Below are 14,470 nucleotides of genomic sequence, written 5' to 3' on the forward strand. Positions count from 1 at the left end.
CGACGTCCCGTTGCCGGTCACTCCCCGAGCAGCAGATCCAAATCCTCCGCGGTCATCGCGGTCGTGGGCGCGCCGTCGTGGTCGAAGAGCGAGCCGGCGAGGGCGCTCTTCTTCTCCTTCAACACCTCCATCTTCTCCTCGATGGTGCGGACTGCGACGAGCTTGTGGACGAAGACCGGCTTGTCCTGGCCGATGTGGTGGGTGCGGTCGATCGCCTGGTCCTCGACGGCGGGGTTCCACCACGGGTCGTAGAGGATCACCGTATCGGCCGCGACGAGGTTGAGCCCGGTGCCACCCGCCTTCAGGCTGATCAGGAACACGCCGGCCTCGCCCGCCTCGAAACGGCGCACCACCTCGGCCCGGTCTCCAGACGGCCGGCGCGGCGCTTCAGCGAGATCACCTGCAGGTAGGGGGCGCGCTGGCTGCCCTTGACCTCGCCCTCGATGACGGAGCCGTCGATCTCGACGGAGAGGACGCGGCCTCTCTGGAGGTAGTCCCGTCCGTTCCGGAGGGCATTCTGGCCACAGGCGGCGAGGATGTCGGCTTCGGTGTAGTGCACGAATCCGTCCGGTCACGCAGCAACGCGAGTTGCGACAGAGCGACGAACCCTAAGCATCCTTCGCCGAAGTGTCCCACGGTTCGGCGATCGGAATGATGCGGAATCAAATTAATCCAAGCCGGGAGGCGCGGCTGCGTCACCCGGCTTGGGAATCGTCTGCCTCAGCGTCCAGGCCTGGATCCCGCGCGCCGTCATGACAACGGCCGGGGCGATGCCCCGGCCGCACGGTCCTTCTCGAACCCGCCCGATCAGCGGCCGGGGGTCGGCTCGCTCGGCTTCGGCGCCACGCGCGAGTCGCCACCCGGCATGGTGCCGGTCCCCGTCACGGTGCCGGTCGCGGCCGGGCCCGTTCCGGGCGCGACACCGGTGGCGTCGCGCTCGGGCATGCCCTTCTCGGCGTTGCTCTTGACGCTGCCCGGATTGTTCAGGTTGCGCTCGGCGCTGCCGGGAGCCGTGGTGCCCTGCGCCAGCGCCGCGCCGCCGATGGCAACGATCATCGCGCCCGCAAGCGCCATCCGCTTCGTCTGCATGGGACCGTCCTTTCAAGTCACGTCGGGTCCGTCCAACGTCGAGGGAGCGGCAAGGTTCGAGAGGGGCCGATTTTTTCCTCCGGCGCTTCTTCGGCTTGTTCTTGAACAAGGGCTGCCGTTGCAGTGGGTTCATCTGCGCGGATCGAGGTTTTGCGGTGCGGCATGCGGCCGCCCCGGCTGCGGCCACGGTCGCGGTGCGGGGGCAAAGGCTGCCTGCAACGCTCCGGCCGCTCGGGGGTTCTCGATGGGGAGCCGCGGCGACGCGGCTCCATGCGGGGCCGGAGACCCGCCCTGCCGCCTGCCGATAGGAGATCGTCAGTCGTTGCGATGAGGATGGATCATGCGCTCGCGGAGGCCGCGCCGGTCGGCCTGCCACCGACCCTGTTCGAACCCGGCCGCAACTGCTGGCAGGTCGCACGGGCGCGCCGCGCCGCCCTGCTCGTCGATGCTGCGGCCTATTTCGCCGCGCTCGACGACGCGCTGCGGCAGGCGACGCGCACCATCACCATCGTCGGATGGGATTTCGACGGGCGCATCCGCCTGCGGGAGGATGACGCCGCCGCGCCTCCGCTCGGCCCCTTCCTGCGCGACCTCGTGGAGGCCCGGCCCGATCTGGAGCTGCGCATCCTGGTCTGGAGCGTCGGCACGCTGCACGGGCCGGGCGCGGCGCTGCCGCTCCTGTTCGGGGCGGAGTGGCAGCGCCACCCCCGCATCCGGGTGAAGCTCGACACGTGCCACCCCCTCTATGCGGCCCACCACCAGAAGATCGTCTGCATCGACGATTCCGTCGCCTTCGTGGGCGGCATCGACCTCACGATCCAGCGCTGGGACACGCCCGCTCACCCGGCCGAGGATCCGCGCCGGATCGACCCCGACGGCGAACCCTACGGGCCGGTGCACGACACCCACATGGCGGTGGACGGGGAGGCGGCCCGGGCCGTCGGCGATCTCGTGCGGGCGCGCTGGCAGGCGGCGACCGGCGAGGCGTGGGCGCCCGCCGAGGCCGGTCCGATCTGGCCCCGGGGGCTCGATCCCGACTTCACCGAGGTGCCGGTCGCGATCGCCCGCACCATGCCCGCCCTCGAAGGCCAGCCCTCCGTGGAGGAGGCGGCGGCCCTCACCGCCGACATGCTGGGACGCGCCCGCCACCACATCTCCATCGAGGCGCAGTACCTCACGGCCCGGTTCGTCGAGGAGGTGCTCGCCGCACAGCTCGACCGGCCGGACGGGCCGGACATCGTCGTGGTGCTCACCCGACGCTCCCACGGCCTGGCGGAGCGCCTCGCCATGGGTGCGCCGCGCGACCAGATCATCCGGCGCCTGCAGGCGGCCGACCGCTTCGGCCGCCTCTTCGTCGCCTATCCGGTGGTGCCGGGGCCGGACGGCGACTGCCAGGTGCTCGTCCATTCGAAGCTCGTCATCGTGGACGACGTCGCGCTACGCGTCGGCTCGTCGAACCTCAACAACCGCTCGGTGGCCCTCGACACCGAGTGCGATCTCGCCATCGAGGGCCGCGACCCGGCAACGCGCCGCACCATCGCCGCCTTGCGCGACCGGCTCCTCGCCGAGCATCTCGGCGTCGCGCCGGAGGCCGTGACGGCGGCGATCCGGGCCGAGGGCTCGCTCGTGCGGGCGATCGCTTCGCTCAACGGCGGCAAGCGGGGCCTGCGCGTCTTCGACGTGCCCGCGGAGGACGGCCTCATCGACCCGCTGCTGGGCGCGGATCTGCTCGACCCGGAGCGGCCGTTCGGGACCTGACGCGGGTCGCCTCGCGGCGGCGGAACACCATCTCGGCCCCGGCGAAGACCAGGAGCCCGAGCCCCAGCGGCACCAGGAAATAGACGAAGCGGAACGCCAGCAGCGGGCCGATCACGTCGCTCTTCGGGAGAAGGTGCACCACCACGCTCTCGATCACCCCGACCCCGCCCGGCACGTTGGTGACGAGCACGGCCGCGTTCGCGATCACGAAGACCGAGGCGACGCCGAGATACGCCACGTCCGAGACCGCCCCGAGCATCTGGTGCAGGCAGGCCGAGACAAGGGCGAAGTTCACGGAGCCCACCGCCACCTGCGCGAGGGCGAGGGGCCAGGGCGGCACCTCGATCGACCAGCGCCGGAAGCGCAGCGGCCGGCGCAGGAAGACGGAAGCCGCGAGATAGAGCCCGACGCCGCTGAGGCAGGCGAGCGCCACCGCCCCGACCGCGCCCCGCCCGAGGCCGGTGATGTCCTGCGCGAGGCGGGGCTGGAGCAGGAGGGCCCCGGCCCCGAGCGCCATCAGCCCGAGCCCCACCGTGAGGCCGCAGAACAGCACCATCTTGGCGCTCTCGATCAGCGTCAGGCCGCGGCGGGCGTAGAAGCGGTAGCGGATCGCGCCGCTGCTCAAGCCCGACAGGCCGATGCTGTGGCCCACCCCGAGCGCCACGAAGGCGGCGACCAGCACATAGCGGTAGGGCAGGGGACGGCCGATCGCCCGCAGGGCGAGCCAGTCCCCGACCGTAAGGCAGAGATAGCTGCCAGCGGCGAAGGCGCCCGCCGCCAGGAGGCGGCTCGCCGGAATTGCCTGCACGGCGGCGGTGAGGTCGGCGAAGCTGTGGCCGCTGAGGACGCGATAGAGGAGGAAGGCGCCGAGCGCGATGCCGGCGATGGTGGTGCCGTGGGTCCAGAGGCGGCGGCGCCGGTCCCGCTCCTGAATCCGCGCCGATGCGCTCGCCCCCATCAGGCCGCCCCTGCCCGTTCGCCGAGGTGGGCGACGGCTCCCGGCCGCGGGCCTGCGACCTCCAGGTCGACGAGAAGCGGGAGATGATCGGAGGCGATGCGGGCGAGGGGCCCGCGCACCACCTCCACCCGGCGCACCGTGACGCCCTCGCTCACGAAGACGTGGTCGAGCCGCAGCAGCGGGCAGGCGGACGGATAGGTCCGCTGCCGGCGCGGCATCCCGGGGGCCCTCTGGGCGTCGGACAGGCGCCCGGCGAGGCGCCTGTAGGCGAAGGAATGCGGCACGGCATTGAGGTCGCCCACCAGCACGACCGGGGGGCGGCAGGCCGGGTCGGAGAGGAAGCGGGAGCCGAGCAGGGCCTCCGCCTGCCGGGCGCGCTCGCGGCGGCGCAGGCCGAGATGCGTGGCGATGACCTGGATCTCCGTGTCATGCGCGGTGATCGCGGCCCAGAGCGCCCCGCGCGGTTCGAGATGGGGCCGGTCCGGCAGCCCCGGCAGCGCCTCCGCCCGCACGAGGCGCGAGGGCAGTGCCGTCAGGATGGCGTTGCCGTACTCCTCCTCCATCACGCGCAGGGCCGCATGGAAATGGGCCCTCATGCCGAGATGCTGCGCGATGGCGTGGGCTTGGTCGACCATGCCGGAGCGCATCCGACCGACATCGAGCTCCTGCAGCGCCACCACGTCCGGCCGGCAGGAGGCGAGCACCTCGGCGATGCGCACCGGCGAGAGCCGTCCGTCGATGCCGAGGCAGCGGCGCACGTTGTAGGTGATGAGGCGAAGCACCCGTCGGAACCCTGGAACTGAAGCCTGTTCAACGGCGAAGCCGCCGCTGCGGTTCACGGCTCGGCTCGAGAGGATGTCCAGGCGAGGCGGATACCGGTTCCCCGGCACCTTTTCTCCGTCCGGACATCCGATCGATCAATAACTTAGAATCCGTCAGGGGCTTCCAGAAGCGCCTGACGGATTCTAAGCCGGCATGCAGGACAGCCTGGGAGGAGCGCGTGAAGGTCCAGGGCATCGCGGCCATCGTGACGGGGGGCGGATCGGGCTTGGGGGCGGCGACGGGCCGCGCGCTCGCAGCGGCGGGCGCCAGGGTCGCGCTCCTCGACCTCAACGAGCAGGCCGCTGCCGCGGTCGCAGGCGAGATCGGCGGGCTCGCGCTCGTCTGCGACGTCTCGGATGCCGCGAGCGCCGAAGCGGCGGTCGCCCGCGCCGCACAGGCGCACGGCCCGGCCCGGATCCTCGTCAACTGCGCGGGCGTGGCGACCGCCGGACGCATCGTCGGACGCAACGGCCCCCTCGACCTCTCGGCTTATGCCCGCGTGATCGAGATCAACCTGATCGGCACCTTCAACCTGATGCGGCTCGTGGCGGCGGGAGCCCTCGCCCTCGATCCGCTGGAGGGCGGTGAGCGCGGCGTCATCGTCTCGACGGCCTCGGTCGCGGCCTACGAGGGCCAGATCGGGCAGGCGGCCTACGCCTCCTCGAAGGCGGGCATCGTCGGCCTGACCCTGCCGGCCGCGCGCGAATTCGCGCCCGCGGGCATCCGGGTCTGCGCCATCGCCCCGGGCCTGTTCGAGACGCCGATGATGAAGGGGCTGCCGCAGGAGGTGCAGGATTCGCTCGGCGCCGCGGTGCCCTTCCCGCCGCGCCTCGGGCGGCCGGAGGAATATGCCCGGCTCGTCATGGCGATCATCGACAACCCGATGCTGAACGGCGAGGTCATCCGGCTCGACGGCGCGCTGCGCATGCAGGCGCGGTGAGGGACGTCCCGCCGCCTTCGCGCGGAGGCCGCCGGAGGAGCGGGGACGCATGAGCGTGTTCTTCACCAGCGACACCCATTTCGGTGATCCGCGGGTGCTGCGCATCGACCGGCGCCCCTTCCCGGGCCTTCCCGAGCACGACGCGGCCCTCGTCGCCCGCTGGAACGAGACGGTGGGGCCGGGCGACACGGTCTGGCATCTCGGCGACTTCGCCCTCGGGCCGCCGCCCGAGCGCATTGCGGCACTGCTGGCGGCGCTCCACGGGATCAAGCACCTCATCGTCGGCAACAACGACGGCCCCGCCACGCTGCGGGCGCCGGGCTGGGCCTCGGTGGCGCATTACGCCGAGATCGACGAGGGCGGGCATCATCTCGTGCTGTGCCACTACGCCTTCCGGACCTGGAACCGCATGGGCCGCGGGGTCATCGACCTGCACGGCCATTCGCACGGCAAGCTTAAAGCCATGACCCGGCAGTTCGATGTCGGCGTCGATGCCTGGGACTACCGGCCCGTCACCCTCGAGACGCTCCTCGCCTCCCGCCGCAGGCGCTCGGGCCCGCCGCGGGGCTGACCGTCATCGCGGCAGGAAAAGGCGGAACCGTCGCCGGGCGTCACCGTTTCCCGCTTGCCTCTCCGGGCCGCGCAGCAAGCCTCCTCGCCGGGGGCTGATTGCCGCGGTGGCGGCTCCCATTCCCGATCGAGTTCCGCGATGACGACCCTGCTTCGCCCTGCCTTCTCCCCGCTTGCAGCCGCGCTGCTGTTCGCCCTCGCCGCGAGCCCCGTCCTGGCCCAGCCGGCCACCTGCGGGCCCGCCCACCGCAAGATGGAGGAGGCCGCGGCCCTGCGCTTCCAGGCTCGCCAGGAGGCCCGGATCGGCGACCGCGACAGGGTCTGCGACACGCTCGGCGATGTCGAGGACCGCTACGAGGATGCCCGGGACCGGTTCGAGGAGTGCGGGGCCGGCCTCGCGGCCATCGACCTGCGCGGTGCGCTCCGCTCCGTGCGCCTGGAGAAACGCGCCTTCCGCTGCGACTGACCGCGTGTGCCATCGCACGGACGGCCAAGCCGTCGCGGCAGCATTCCTTCCCTCAACGACAGCCCCTCCCGCAGGAGAGATCCATGAACGCCGATCCGTTCCGCACCGAATCCGCTCCCCGCGTCGATGCCGCCGTGCCGGGCGCGCACTCCTTTGCGGCAGCCCTGTGCGGTTTCCTCGGCTCGACGGCGGCGGCGACCGTCGTGATGGTCCTGCTCAGCACCCTCTGAATCGAACCTGACCTGCGTGGAAGCCGCCCCGCTCCTCATGCTGCGGTGCAGCCGCAGCATGAGGAGCGGAGTTGGGTGCCATGGACGGGAGCGCTCATTCAGCCGCGGTTTCATCCGTCAGGGTCAGCCCGGCCGGTGGTGAACTGATTCCCAACGGCCCTTTTCAAGGCCCGTTGATATGAGGCCGGCCCTGCCTCCATCCGGATGCCGGATCGGGATTGCCCGGACCGCAAGCGGGTCAGCGCGGCGCCACCGACCAGAAACGCCGCCGGGCGAAGAGCATCTCGGGCTGCCCCACGGGCGCCATGCCGGCCATGGTCGATGCCGCGGGTGCCGGCGGGCAGACGGGCTCCGAGCGGCGCAGCTGAACCACGGGCGGCTCGGGCCGCACCAGGCCCATCCGGACCTGGACATCCGGATTGCGCACCGCCGCAATCGTCGCGACGACAGCCATCAGGGCGCCCGCAACGGCGCCGAGCACGAAGTTCAGCATGGTGGCCGGTGCATGATCCGACATCGTAGCGGTTTCAGGGCAGGATCCTTTTCAAGGCAGGATCCTTTGCGCCTGCTCGGCCCCATGCTGGCCGACGCCTCCACAACTCAAGCTTAACGCTCTCGTGCGATCGATTCGCGACCGCTTCGATCCGGTCCCGAGGAACCGCACCCGATGAGCTATGGAGCCCACGCCTACGCTAAGGTCTCTCAGGTGGCGCTGACGCCCCGCGAGGCGGAGGCGGCGGTCCTCATCAAGGCGGCGGCGCGCCTTCAGGCGGTCCAGGACAATTGGGCCGAGCAGCAGGCGGGGCTCAACGAGGCGCTCACCTTCAACCAGAAGGTCTGGACGCTGCTCTCGACCGCGGCCACGGAGCCCGACGCCCCGCTCCCGCCGGAGCTCAAGCAGTCGATGGCCCGGCTCGGCGCCTTCGTGTTCACCCGCACCTTCGACGCCATGGTCGAGCCGGCGGCCGAGAAGCTGACGGCGCTCATCCGCATCAACCGCGAGATCGCGAGCGGGCTGCGCGGCAATCCCTGACCGCCCGGCCGCCTCGGGCCGGACAGCGCCCCCCTTGTCCCGCCGCGGCGAATGGGAGAAGTCCTGCGCATGAGCGAGGCATCCGCGTCCCTGACCCGCCGCGACTGGCCCACCCTGTTCCTGCGCGCGGTGCTGTCCCTGTTCCTGGGCCTGCCCCTCGGCGGCGTCCTCTACGCCCTCGGCGGCGTGGCGACGGCCTGGTACGCGCAGGACCCCATCCTGCAGCATCCCTGGATCCTGACCTTCCGCAGCCTCGGGACAGTGGTCGGCTACGTCTTCCTCGGCGGCTTCGCCTGGTCGCCGGAAGCCGGCTACGAGAGCCTGCACGGCTGGTACGCGGCAGGCGTCCTCTTAGCCTTCGTCCTGCTGAGCAGGCCGTGGCGCCGCCGCCCGGCTGCGGCGGAGCCCTGGCCCCGGGCCTCGTGAGGGTGCGGCCTCCGGGCCGCGCTCAGCCGCGGGGGAAGGCGGCGCGAAGATCGCCCAGCCCCTGCCGGATCGTCTTCAGGGCGAGTTCTTTTCCCAGCATGGCGATGTAGTGCTGGGCGGGATAGCTCGATGCCAGCCCGATGAGGCCGAGATCGATGATGTCCGGCAGGTCGTGCCGGAGCAGGGCGCCCGTCACCGCAGAGAGGCGGGCCCGCAGCCGCTGGCCGAGGGCAGCGAGGTCGACGGCATCCGGATCGGGCAGGTCTGGAGCCGGGATCTCGATCGGCGTCTGCATGCGCGGGGTCAGCGGGATGATCGGGAAGGCCCTCTCCTGCTCCTGCCCCTCGACGGATCTGAACACCAGGGCATCCGCCGCTCCCGCATCCTCGCCGGGAGCGATGCTGCGCACCCCGTCCGGGGCCTGCTTGACGTACCACTTCCTCGCTTGGTCTCCGCGCTGGCGCACGAAATCGGCGAAGAGCGGGTTGCTCTCGCCCAGCATGAAGTTCCAGCGCAGGAAGGCCTGGGCATTGCGGCGGCCCAGCAGGTAGTCGTGCCGCCGGAAGGATTCGTGCAGGAACCCGCCGAACCCGCCGAGGATGCCGCAGGCGATCGGGTGCTTCGGCGTGGGGTCGTTCCGGGTCGGGCGGCTCGGCACGATGGCGAAGCGCGAGAACACGCGGTCGTTCTGCGCGAGGGCCAGCTCTTCCGGCTTGAAGCGCGCCTGATCGACCAGGGTGCCGAGGAAATGCGGGACCACGCTGGTCAGGCGCAGATCCTCGCGGCCCGGCCCCTGCGGCAGACTCGCATGGTTCGGGAACGGATCGACCAGGATCATCGCCTTGCTGGCTTGGGCAGCGTTGCGGTTGTTCTGGCCGGCGCCCGCGGCCAGATAGCGCCGCGCGATCTCGAAGGGCTCGTTGTCGATCACGCCGCCATCCACGGCGATGAAGTCGTACTCGGCCGGGGGCGTCTCGACGTGAGGCAGGATGGTGTGGCGTTGCCCCTTCTCGTCCTGGTATTCGACCGGCGAGTTGACTTGGTAATCGCTGAACTGCCTCTTCAGCAGCCGGGCCTGCAGGCCGATCGGAAAGGCGCCGGTCGCCAGCGCCGCCTGCTTGAGCAGGAACCAGCGGCTCGACGGGTCGAGAGCGCCGCGCAGCGGCAATTCGTCGGTGTTCAGGGAGAAGAAGCCCGCCACCCTGTCCGGGGGGGCGTCCATCGGCCGGCTTCCGACCATGAACCGCATGGCGTCGCCGTGGTTCAGCATGCCGTAGAATTCGTCCTTGTCCTCTCCGAAGAGCTTGAAGGCGTACGGGACACCTCGGAGGTTCGAGGCCGTCATGATCAGGGCCACGTCGCGGGTGGCGCCGCGCCCGAGCCAGGATCGGCTCCTGCGCCGACGCTCGGCCCGCAGCGTGTTCTCGACGATCCGGTCGAGGATGGCGCAGTTCAGGACGGAGAGCACGCCGTCGTCGAGACCCCCCGGATCGAGCAGCGGCGCGATGTCGATCTCCCGGACCCAGCTTGCATAGAGCCGGTTCGCCTCAGGCCCGGGCGGCTCCCCCGGACCGACATGCGTGAGGTCGGTGAACCAGCACAGGCTGGTGATCGCGGCCGTCATGCCGCCCGCCGATGCGCCGGCGATCACCGGAACCCGGACGCGATGCGTGGGGCCGTCCCAGGCCTCCTGCCGGGACCCGTTCGTGACGAATCCCGTCATGCACGCCTCCTCGTAGGCGTCGAGCGCCTCGGTGATGAAATCCATCACCCCGGCCGAATAGGCCCCCGCCGAGATCGCACCGGCCATGACGAAGCCGATCTCGAACCCGTCATCCATCGCGATCCTCCCAAATCTCGAATCAATTTGGTGGATCACAATATACATATATCCTGAAGTGCCGGTAATCGTTTATTTCGGTATCAATACACCGTCATGTGTCGGACCGAATGCTGAAGGCTGCATTCAGACTGCGGAGTGGCACGCATGCTTGTCATACGATTTTCGATTGATCTGTTCCGAGACGAGGACGCGCGGGATCCCCTCTCCCACTCGGGAGAGGGGATCCCGCCGGGCGGCTACGCCGCCGCCGGAACCCCGGTCTCCTCCCATTCCGGGCCCCATTCCTGAACCACATGGCCGGGAGAGACCTCCCGGTAGCGGCGCTCGGGCGGCTCATAATCCACCGGTCGGATCGGGCTGCGGATCTCGTCGGCGCGCACGCCGTGGCGGCTGCGGCGCCGGGCGGGATCCGGCACCGGCACGGCGGCGAGGAGCTTCCTCGTGTAGGGATGCCGGGGCGCGCCGAAGATCGCGGCGCGAGGGCCGATCTCCACGATCTCGCCGAGATACATCACGGCGACCCGATGGCTCACCCGCTCCACCACCGCCATGTCGTGCGAGATGAACAGGTAGGCGAGCCGGAGGCTCGCCTGCAGGTCGAGGAGCAGATTGACTACCTGCGCCTTCACCGAGACGTCGAGGGCCGAGACGGATTCGTCGGCCACGATCAGGCGCGGCTCCAGCGCCAGCGCCCGGGCGATGCAGATGCGCTGACGCTGGCCGCCGGAGAATTCGTGCGGGAAGCGGCCGGCCATCTCGGGCTTGAGCCCGACGCGGGTCAGGAGGTCCGCGGCGCGGGCCTGCGCCTCCCGGCGCGAGGCGAGGCGGTTGATGAGGAGCGGCTCGGCGATGGCCGCGCCGACGCTCATGCGCGGGTCGAGGCTCGCGAAGGGATCCTGGAAGATCATCTGCATGCGGCGGCGCCGCTCGCGTAAGGAGCCGGGCCCGAGCGCCAGGATGTCCTCCCCGTCGAGCAGCACCGAGCCGGATTGCGGCTCGATCAGGCGCAGCACCGAGCGGCCGGTGGTGGACTTGCCGCAGCCCGACTCGCCGACCAGGGCCAGGGTCTCGCCGGCTTGCAAGTCGAACGATACGTTCTCGACCGCGTGGACGCGCCCGCGCAGGCGCCCGAAGAGCCCGCCGCGGATCTCGAAGCGGGTGGTGAGGCCCTTCACCTCCAGCACCGGCCGCCCGGCCACCACCGTGTCGGCGCTCTCCGCCGGCGCCAAAGCTTCGCCGGTGACGCGGTCGACCACCGGAAAGCGGGCCGGCTGGGCGCGGTCCCCCATGGCGCCGAGCGCCGGCACGGCGGCGAGCAGCGCCCGGCTGTAGGGATGGGTCGGGCGGCGGAAGATCTCCTCGGTCGGTCCGCTCTCCACCGCCCGCCCGTCCAGCATCACCACGGTGCGGTCGGCGATCTCCGCCACCACGCCCATGTCGTGGGTGATGAACAGGACCGACATCCCCTCCTCGTCCTGGAGGAGCTTGATGAGGTCGAGGATCTGGGCCTGGATGGTGACGTCGAGGGCAGTCGTCGGCTCGTCCGCGATGAGGAGCTTCGGCCGGCAGGCGAGCGCCATGGCGATCATTACCCGCTGGCGCATGCCGCCCGAGAAGCGGTGCGGGTGATCGTGGACTCGCGAGGCGGCGGCCGGGATGCGGACCTTGTCGAAGAGCCGCACGGTCTCGGCCTCGGCTTGCGTCCGCGACAGGCCGTGATGGGCCATGAGCGCCTCGGCGATCTGGAAGCCGACGGTGAGCACCGGGTTGAGGCTCGTCATCGGCTCCTGGAAGATCATCGCGATGTCGCCGCCCCGGATCTTGCGCATCTCGGCCTCGGGCAGCCCGAGGAGGTCGCGGCCCTGGAGCCGCACCTCGCCGGTGATGCGGCTCGCATCGCGCGGCGTCAGCCGCATGAGCGAGAGCGCCGTGACGCTCTTTCCCGAGCCGGATTCGCCGACGAGCGCCACGGTCTCCTTCGGGCCGATGTCGAAGGAGACTCCGTGCACCACCGGGCGCCATGCCCCCTCCACCCGGAAGGCGGTGGCGAGGTTCCGGACGGAGAGGATCGGGGTCATGGGGGCTCCGGACAGGTCATTGGCGGTGCTGGAGGCCGCTTCGTCCCTAAATCGAAACTGAGACGGCTTCCGGTTGATCCGTTCGGAGACAAGAGGGCGCGGGATCCCCTCTCCCGTGCGGGAGAGGGGTAGGGGTGAGGGTCCCGGACCCTGCCGCAGTAAAGCTCTGACGGCAGTGCTGGCAGCGGGCCGGTTCCATCTTCTTGCTGAACCACCTGGACCCTCACGCGCGATCTTCGATCGCCTGCCCCTCTCCCGCACGGGAGAGGGGTTCCCCGCGCAGACTCGTCTCGGAAGGAATCAACCGGAAACCGTATGACATGCGTGGAGGCCAGATCGGCCTCATGCCGAAGCGCCCGCCGGGATCGGATCGTGGACACAGGCCCTCACAGCACCCGCCGCGGGTCGAGCGCGTCGCGCAGGCCGTCGCCGATGAAGTTGATCGACAGCACGGTCAGGAAGATCGCCGCGCCGGGAAACAGCGCCCAGTGGGGCGCCACGTCGAGATGGTCCTTGGCGTCGAACAGGAGCCGGCCCCAGGTCGGGATGTCGGGCGGGAAGCCGAGGCCGAGGAACGAGAGGGTCGATTCGGCGATGATCGCCGCCGAGACCTCGATCGTCGCCGCCACGATCACCGGCCCGAGCGCGTTCGGCAGGATGTGGCGCGTCACCTGATGCCAGGGCCCCGCGCCCTGCGCGCGGGCCGCCTCCACGAATTCCTTCTCGCGCAGGGACAGGAACTGCGCCCGCACCAGCCGCGCGACCGGCATCCAGCGCAGGCCCCCGATCACCGCGACGATCATCACGAACACGCCGCCCTCGATCCCGAACACCTCCTTCAGCCGGTCGCGGAACAGATAGATGACGAGGAGGAGCAGGGGCAGCTGCGGCAGGGACAGGAACAGGTCGGTCATCCACATCAGCGCCGGGTCGAGGAAGCGGCGCGACATGCCGGCCACCGCCCCCACCAGCACGCCGACGAGCGTCGCCACCAGCATGGCCGCGAAGCCGACCGCGAGCGAGATCCGGCCGCCATAGATCATGCGGGCGAGGAGATCCTGCCCGAGATCGTCGGTGCCGAAGGGGTGCTGGGCCGAGGGGCCCTGGAGCATCGCCGAGAAGTCGATCTCGTCGATGGCGACCGGCCAGAGGAGCCCGCCGAGCACCACCCCCAGCACCAGCGCGGCGAGGACCACGCAGCTTCCCACCGCCAGAGGGTGGCGGCGGAAGCGCCGCCAGGTGTCCCGGCCCGAGGCGGCCGGTGCGGCCGCCGCCTCAGCGGAAGGAGATGCGAGGGTCGAGCCAGCCATACAGGAGGTCCGCGACGAGGTTGAACAGCACGACGAGGCAGGCGAACACGAAGGTCACCGCCATCACCACCGGCGTGTCGTTGGCGAGCATGGCGTTGATGAGCAGCGAGCCGATGCCCGGCACCCGGAAGATCTGCTCGGTGACGATGGCCCCGCCGAACACCGCCGGGATCTGCAGCGCCACCAGGGTCACCACCGGGATCAGCGCGTTGCGGGCGATGTGGCGCAGCGTGACCACGCGCTCGCTCAGGCCCTTGGCGCGGGCCGTGGTGACGTAGTCGAGGCGCGCCACGTCGAGGACGGAAGCGCGCACGTAGCGGGTGTAGGAGGCGGCCTGGAACAGGCCGAGCACCGCGATCGGCATGATCGCCTGCCGGACGTGCTCCCAATACCAGCGCCAGCCGGTCGCCGCGATGTCCGCGTTGTAGACGAAGGGCAGCCAGTCGAGCTTGAGGCTGAACAGCAGGATGAACAGCAGCCCGGTGAAGAAGGTCGGCAGCGAGAAGCCCACGAAGGCGAGCGTGTTCGCCACCTGATCGAGCAGCGAGTAGGGCCTGAGCGCCGCCAGGATGCCCACCGGCAGCGCGATCAGGAGCGCCAGCACCTGCGAGGAGCCGACGACGAACAGGGTGGTCGGCAGCCGCTGCAGGATCAGGACGTCGACGTCGATGCGGCTCGCGAAGGAGAAGCCCCAATCCCCCCGCAGCATCGCCGCGAGCCAGTGCAGGTAGCGCACCAGGATCGGGTCATCGAGGCCGAACTTGGTGCGCAAGGCCGCCCGTACCTCGGGCGGCACGTTGGGGTTGGTGGCGAGTTCCCCGAATGGGTCCCCCGGCGCGAGCGCCAGGACGGTGAACAGGATCAGGCTGATCCCGATCAGGCTCGGGATCGCGATCAGGAGGCGGCGGAGGAGATAGGCGCCCATGTGCGGCGCTCCAGGCTCGCGT

At 70.6% G+C, this 14,470-nt stretch carries 16 protein-coding genes and 1 pseudogene; 7 read left to right on the forward strand and 10 right to left on the reverse strand.

The annotated features are described in order from the left end of the window. Positions 1-17: 17 nt before the first annotated feature. The 3 genes and pseudogenes from MNOD_RS06465 to MNOD_RS06475 all read right to left on the reverse strand — a co-directional run. Positions 18-326, reverse strand: a pseudogene (locus tag MNOD_RS06465) (helicase-related protein); the annotation flags it as partial. Beyond that, a complete protein-coding gene (locus MNOD_RS06470; RefSeq protein WP_043748207.1) occupies positions 311-559 on the reverse strand; it encodes a hypothetical protein in 249 nt (82 codons plus the stop codon). The pseudogene MNOD_RS06465 and the gene MNOD_RS06470, both read right to left, overlap by 16 nt. 248 nt (positions 560-807) lie before the next feature. Next, positions 808-1,089 carry a hypothetical protein gene (locus tag MNOD_RS06475; RefSeq protein ID WP_015928035.1) on the reverse strand — a complete coding sequence of 94 codons (282 nt, stop codon included), beginning with the start codon at positions 1,087-1,089 and terminating at the stop codon, positions 808-810. 327 nt (positions 1,090-1,416) lie between these two features. Between MNOD_RS06475 and MNOD_RS06480 the strand changes: the two genes are divergently transcribed. Next, positions 1,417-2,847: a phospholipase D-like domain-containing protein gene (locus MNOD_RS06480; protein ID WP_157091398.1), complete on the forward strand. Its 1,431-nt coding sequence runs from the start codon at positions 1,417-1,419 to the stop codon at positions 2,845-2,847. Here MNOD_RS06480 and MNOD_RS06485 read toward each other — a convergent pair. Next, entirely contained in the window at positions 2,789-3,805 is a 1,017-nt protein-coding gene (locus tag MNOD_RS06485; RefSeq protein WP_015928037.1) for a lysylphosphatidylglycerol synthase transmembrane domain-containing protein, read from the reverse strand. The genes MNOD_RS06480 and MNOD_RS06485 overlap by 59 nt on opposite strands. Further along, positions 3,805-4,587: an endonuclease/exonuclease/phosphatase family protein gene (locus tag MNOD_RS06490; RefSeq protein WP_043748209.1), complete on the reverse strand. Its 783-nt coding sequence runs from the start codon at positions 4,585-4,587 to the stop codon at positions 3,805-3,807. Before MNOD_RS06490 ends, MNOD_RS06485 begins: the two co-directional genes overlap by 1 nt. A 218-nt stretch (positions 4,588-4,805) precedes the next feature. Here MNOD_RS06490 and MNOD_RS06495 point away from each other — a divergent pair, with 218 nt between their 5' ends. The 4 genes from MNOD_RS06495 (at position 4,806) to MNOD_RS47940 (ending at position 6,833) form a co-directional block, all read left to right on the forward strand. Next, positions 4,806-5,567: an SDR family NAD(P)-dependent oxidoreductase gene (locus MNOD_RS06495; protein WP_015928039.1), complete on the forward strand. Its 762-nt coding sequence runs from the start codon at positions 4,806-4,808 to the stop codon at positions 5,565-5,567. Positions 5,568-5,616: 49 nt separating this feature from the next. Beyond that, positions 5,617-6,138 carry a metallophosphoesterase gene (locus MNOD_RS06500; protein WP_015928040.1) on the forward strand — a complete coding sequence of 174 codons (522 nt, stop codon included), beginning with the start codon at positions 5,617-5,619 and terminating at the stop codon, positions 6,136-6,138. 138 nt (positions 6,139-6,276) lie between these two features. Then, positions 6,277-6,603: a hypothetical protein gene (locus MNOD_RS06505; RefSeq protein WP_015928041.1), complete on the forward strand. Its 327-nt coding sequence runs from the start codon at positions 6,277-6,279 to the stop codon at positions 6,601-6,603. An 83-nt stretch (positions 6,604-6,686) separates the two neighbouring features. After that, positions 6,687-6,833 (forward strand): hypothetical protein, encoded by a 147-nt coding sequence (locus MNOD_RS47940; RefSeq protein WP_015928042.1) that lies wholly within the window; start codon positions 6,687-6,689, stop codon positions 6,831-6,833. Positions 6,834-7,071: 238 nt separating this feature from the next. Here MNOD_RS47940 and MNOD_RS06510 read toward each other — a convergent pair whose 3' ends face one another. Beyond that, entirely contained in the window at positions 7,072-7,350 is a 279-nt protein-coding gene (locus MNOD_RS06510; RefSeq protein WP_425277497.1) for a hypothetical protein, read from the reverse strand. 150 nt (positions 7,351-7,500) lie between these two features. Here MNOD_RS06510 and flaF point away from each other — a divergent pair, with 150 nt between their 5' ends. Beyond that, on the forward strand, positions 7,501-7,866 hold the full coding sequence (gene flaF / locus MNOD_RS06515) for a flagellar biosynthesis regulator FlaF (RefSeq protein ID WP_015928044.1): 366 nt from the start codon (positions 7,501-7,503) through the stop codon (positions 7,864-7,866). A gap of 69 nt (positions 7,867-7,935) precedes the next feature. After that, complete coding sequence (locus tag MNOD_RS06520) at positions 7,936-8,292, forward strand: hypothetical protein (protein WP_015928045.1); 357 nt, start codon at positions 7,936-7,938, stop codon at positions 8,290-8,292. A 22-nt stretch (positions 8,293-8,314) separates the two neighbouring features. On the opposite strand, the gene MNOD_RS06525 is transcribed toward MNOD_RS06520, so the two are convergent. From MNOD_RS06525 to MNOD_RS06540, 4 genes are all read right to left on the reverse strand, one after another. Then, complete coding sequence (locus MNOD_RS06525; protein ID WP_015928046.1) at positions 8,315-10,132, reverse strand: patatin-like phospholipase family protein; 1,818 nt, start codon at positions 10,130-10,132, stop codon at positions 8,315-8,317. A gap of 239 nt (positions 10,133-10,371) precedes the next feature. After that, positions 10,372-12,213, reverse strand: coding sequence for an ABC transporter ATP-binding protein (locus MNOD_RS06530; protein ID WP_015928048.1), 1,842 nt, complete (start codon positions 12,211-12,213; stop codon positions 10,372-10,374). Between the two features lie 386 nt (positions 12,214-12,599). Beyond that, positions 12,600-13,523: an ABC transporter permease gene (locus MNOD_RS06535; protein WP_015928049.1), complete on the reverse strand. Its 924-nt coding sequence runs from the start codon at positions 13,521-13,523 to the stop codon at positions 12,600-12,602. Beyond that, the gene (locus MNOD_RS06540) at positions 13,489-14,448 is read right to left on the reverse strand and encodes an ABC transporter permease (protein WP_015928050.1); all 960 of its coding nucleotides are present in this window, start codon (positions 14,446-14,448) and stop codon (positions 13,489-13,491) included. Before MNOD_RS06540 ends, MNOD_RS06535 begins: the two co-directional genes overlap by 35 nt. Positions 14,449-14,470 lie beyond the last annotated feature (22 nt).

Source organism: Methylobacterium nodulans ORS 2060 (assembly GCF_000022085.1).
GTDB lineage: Bacteria > Pseudomonadota > Alphaproteobacteria > Rhizobiales > Beijerinckiaceae > Methylobacterium > Methylobacterium nodulans.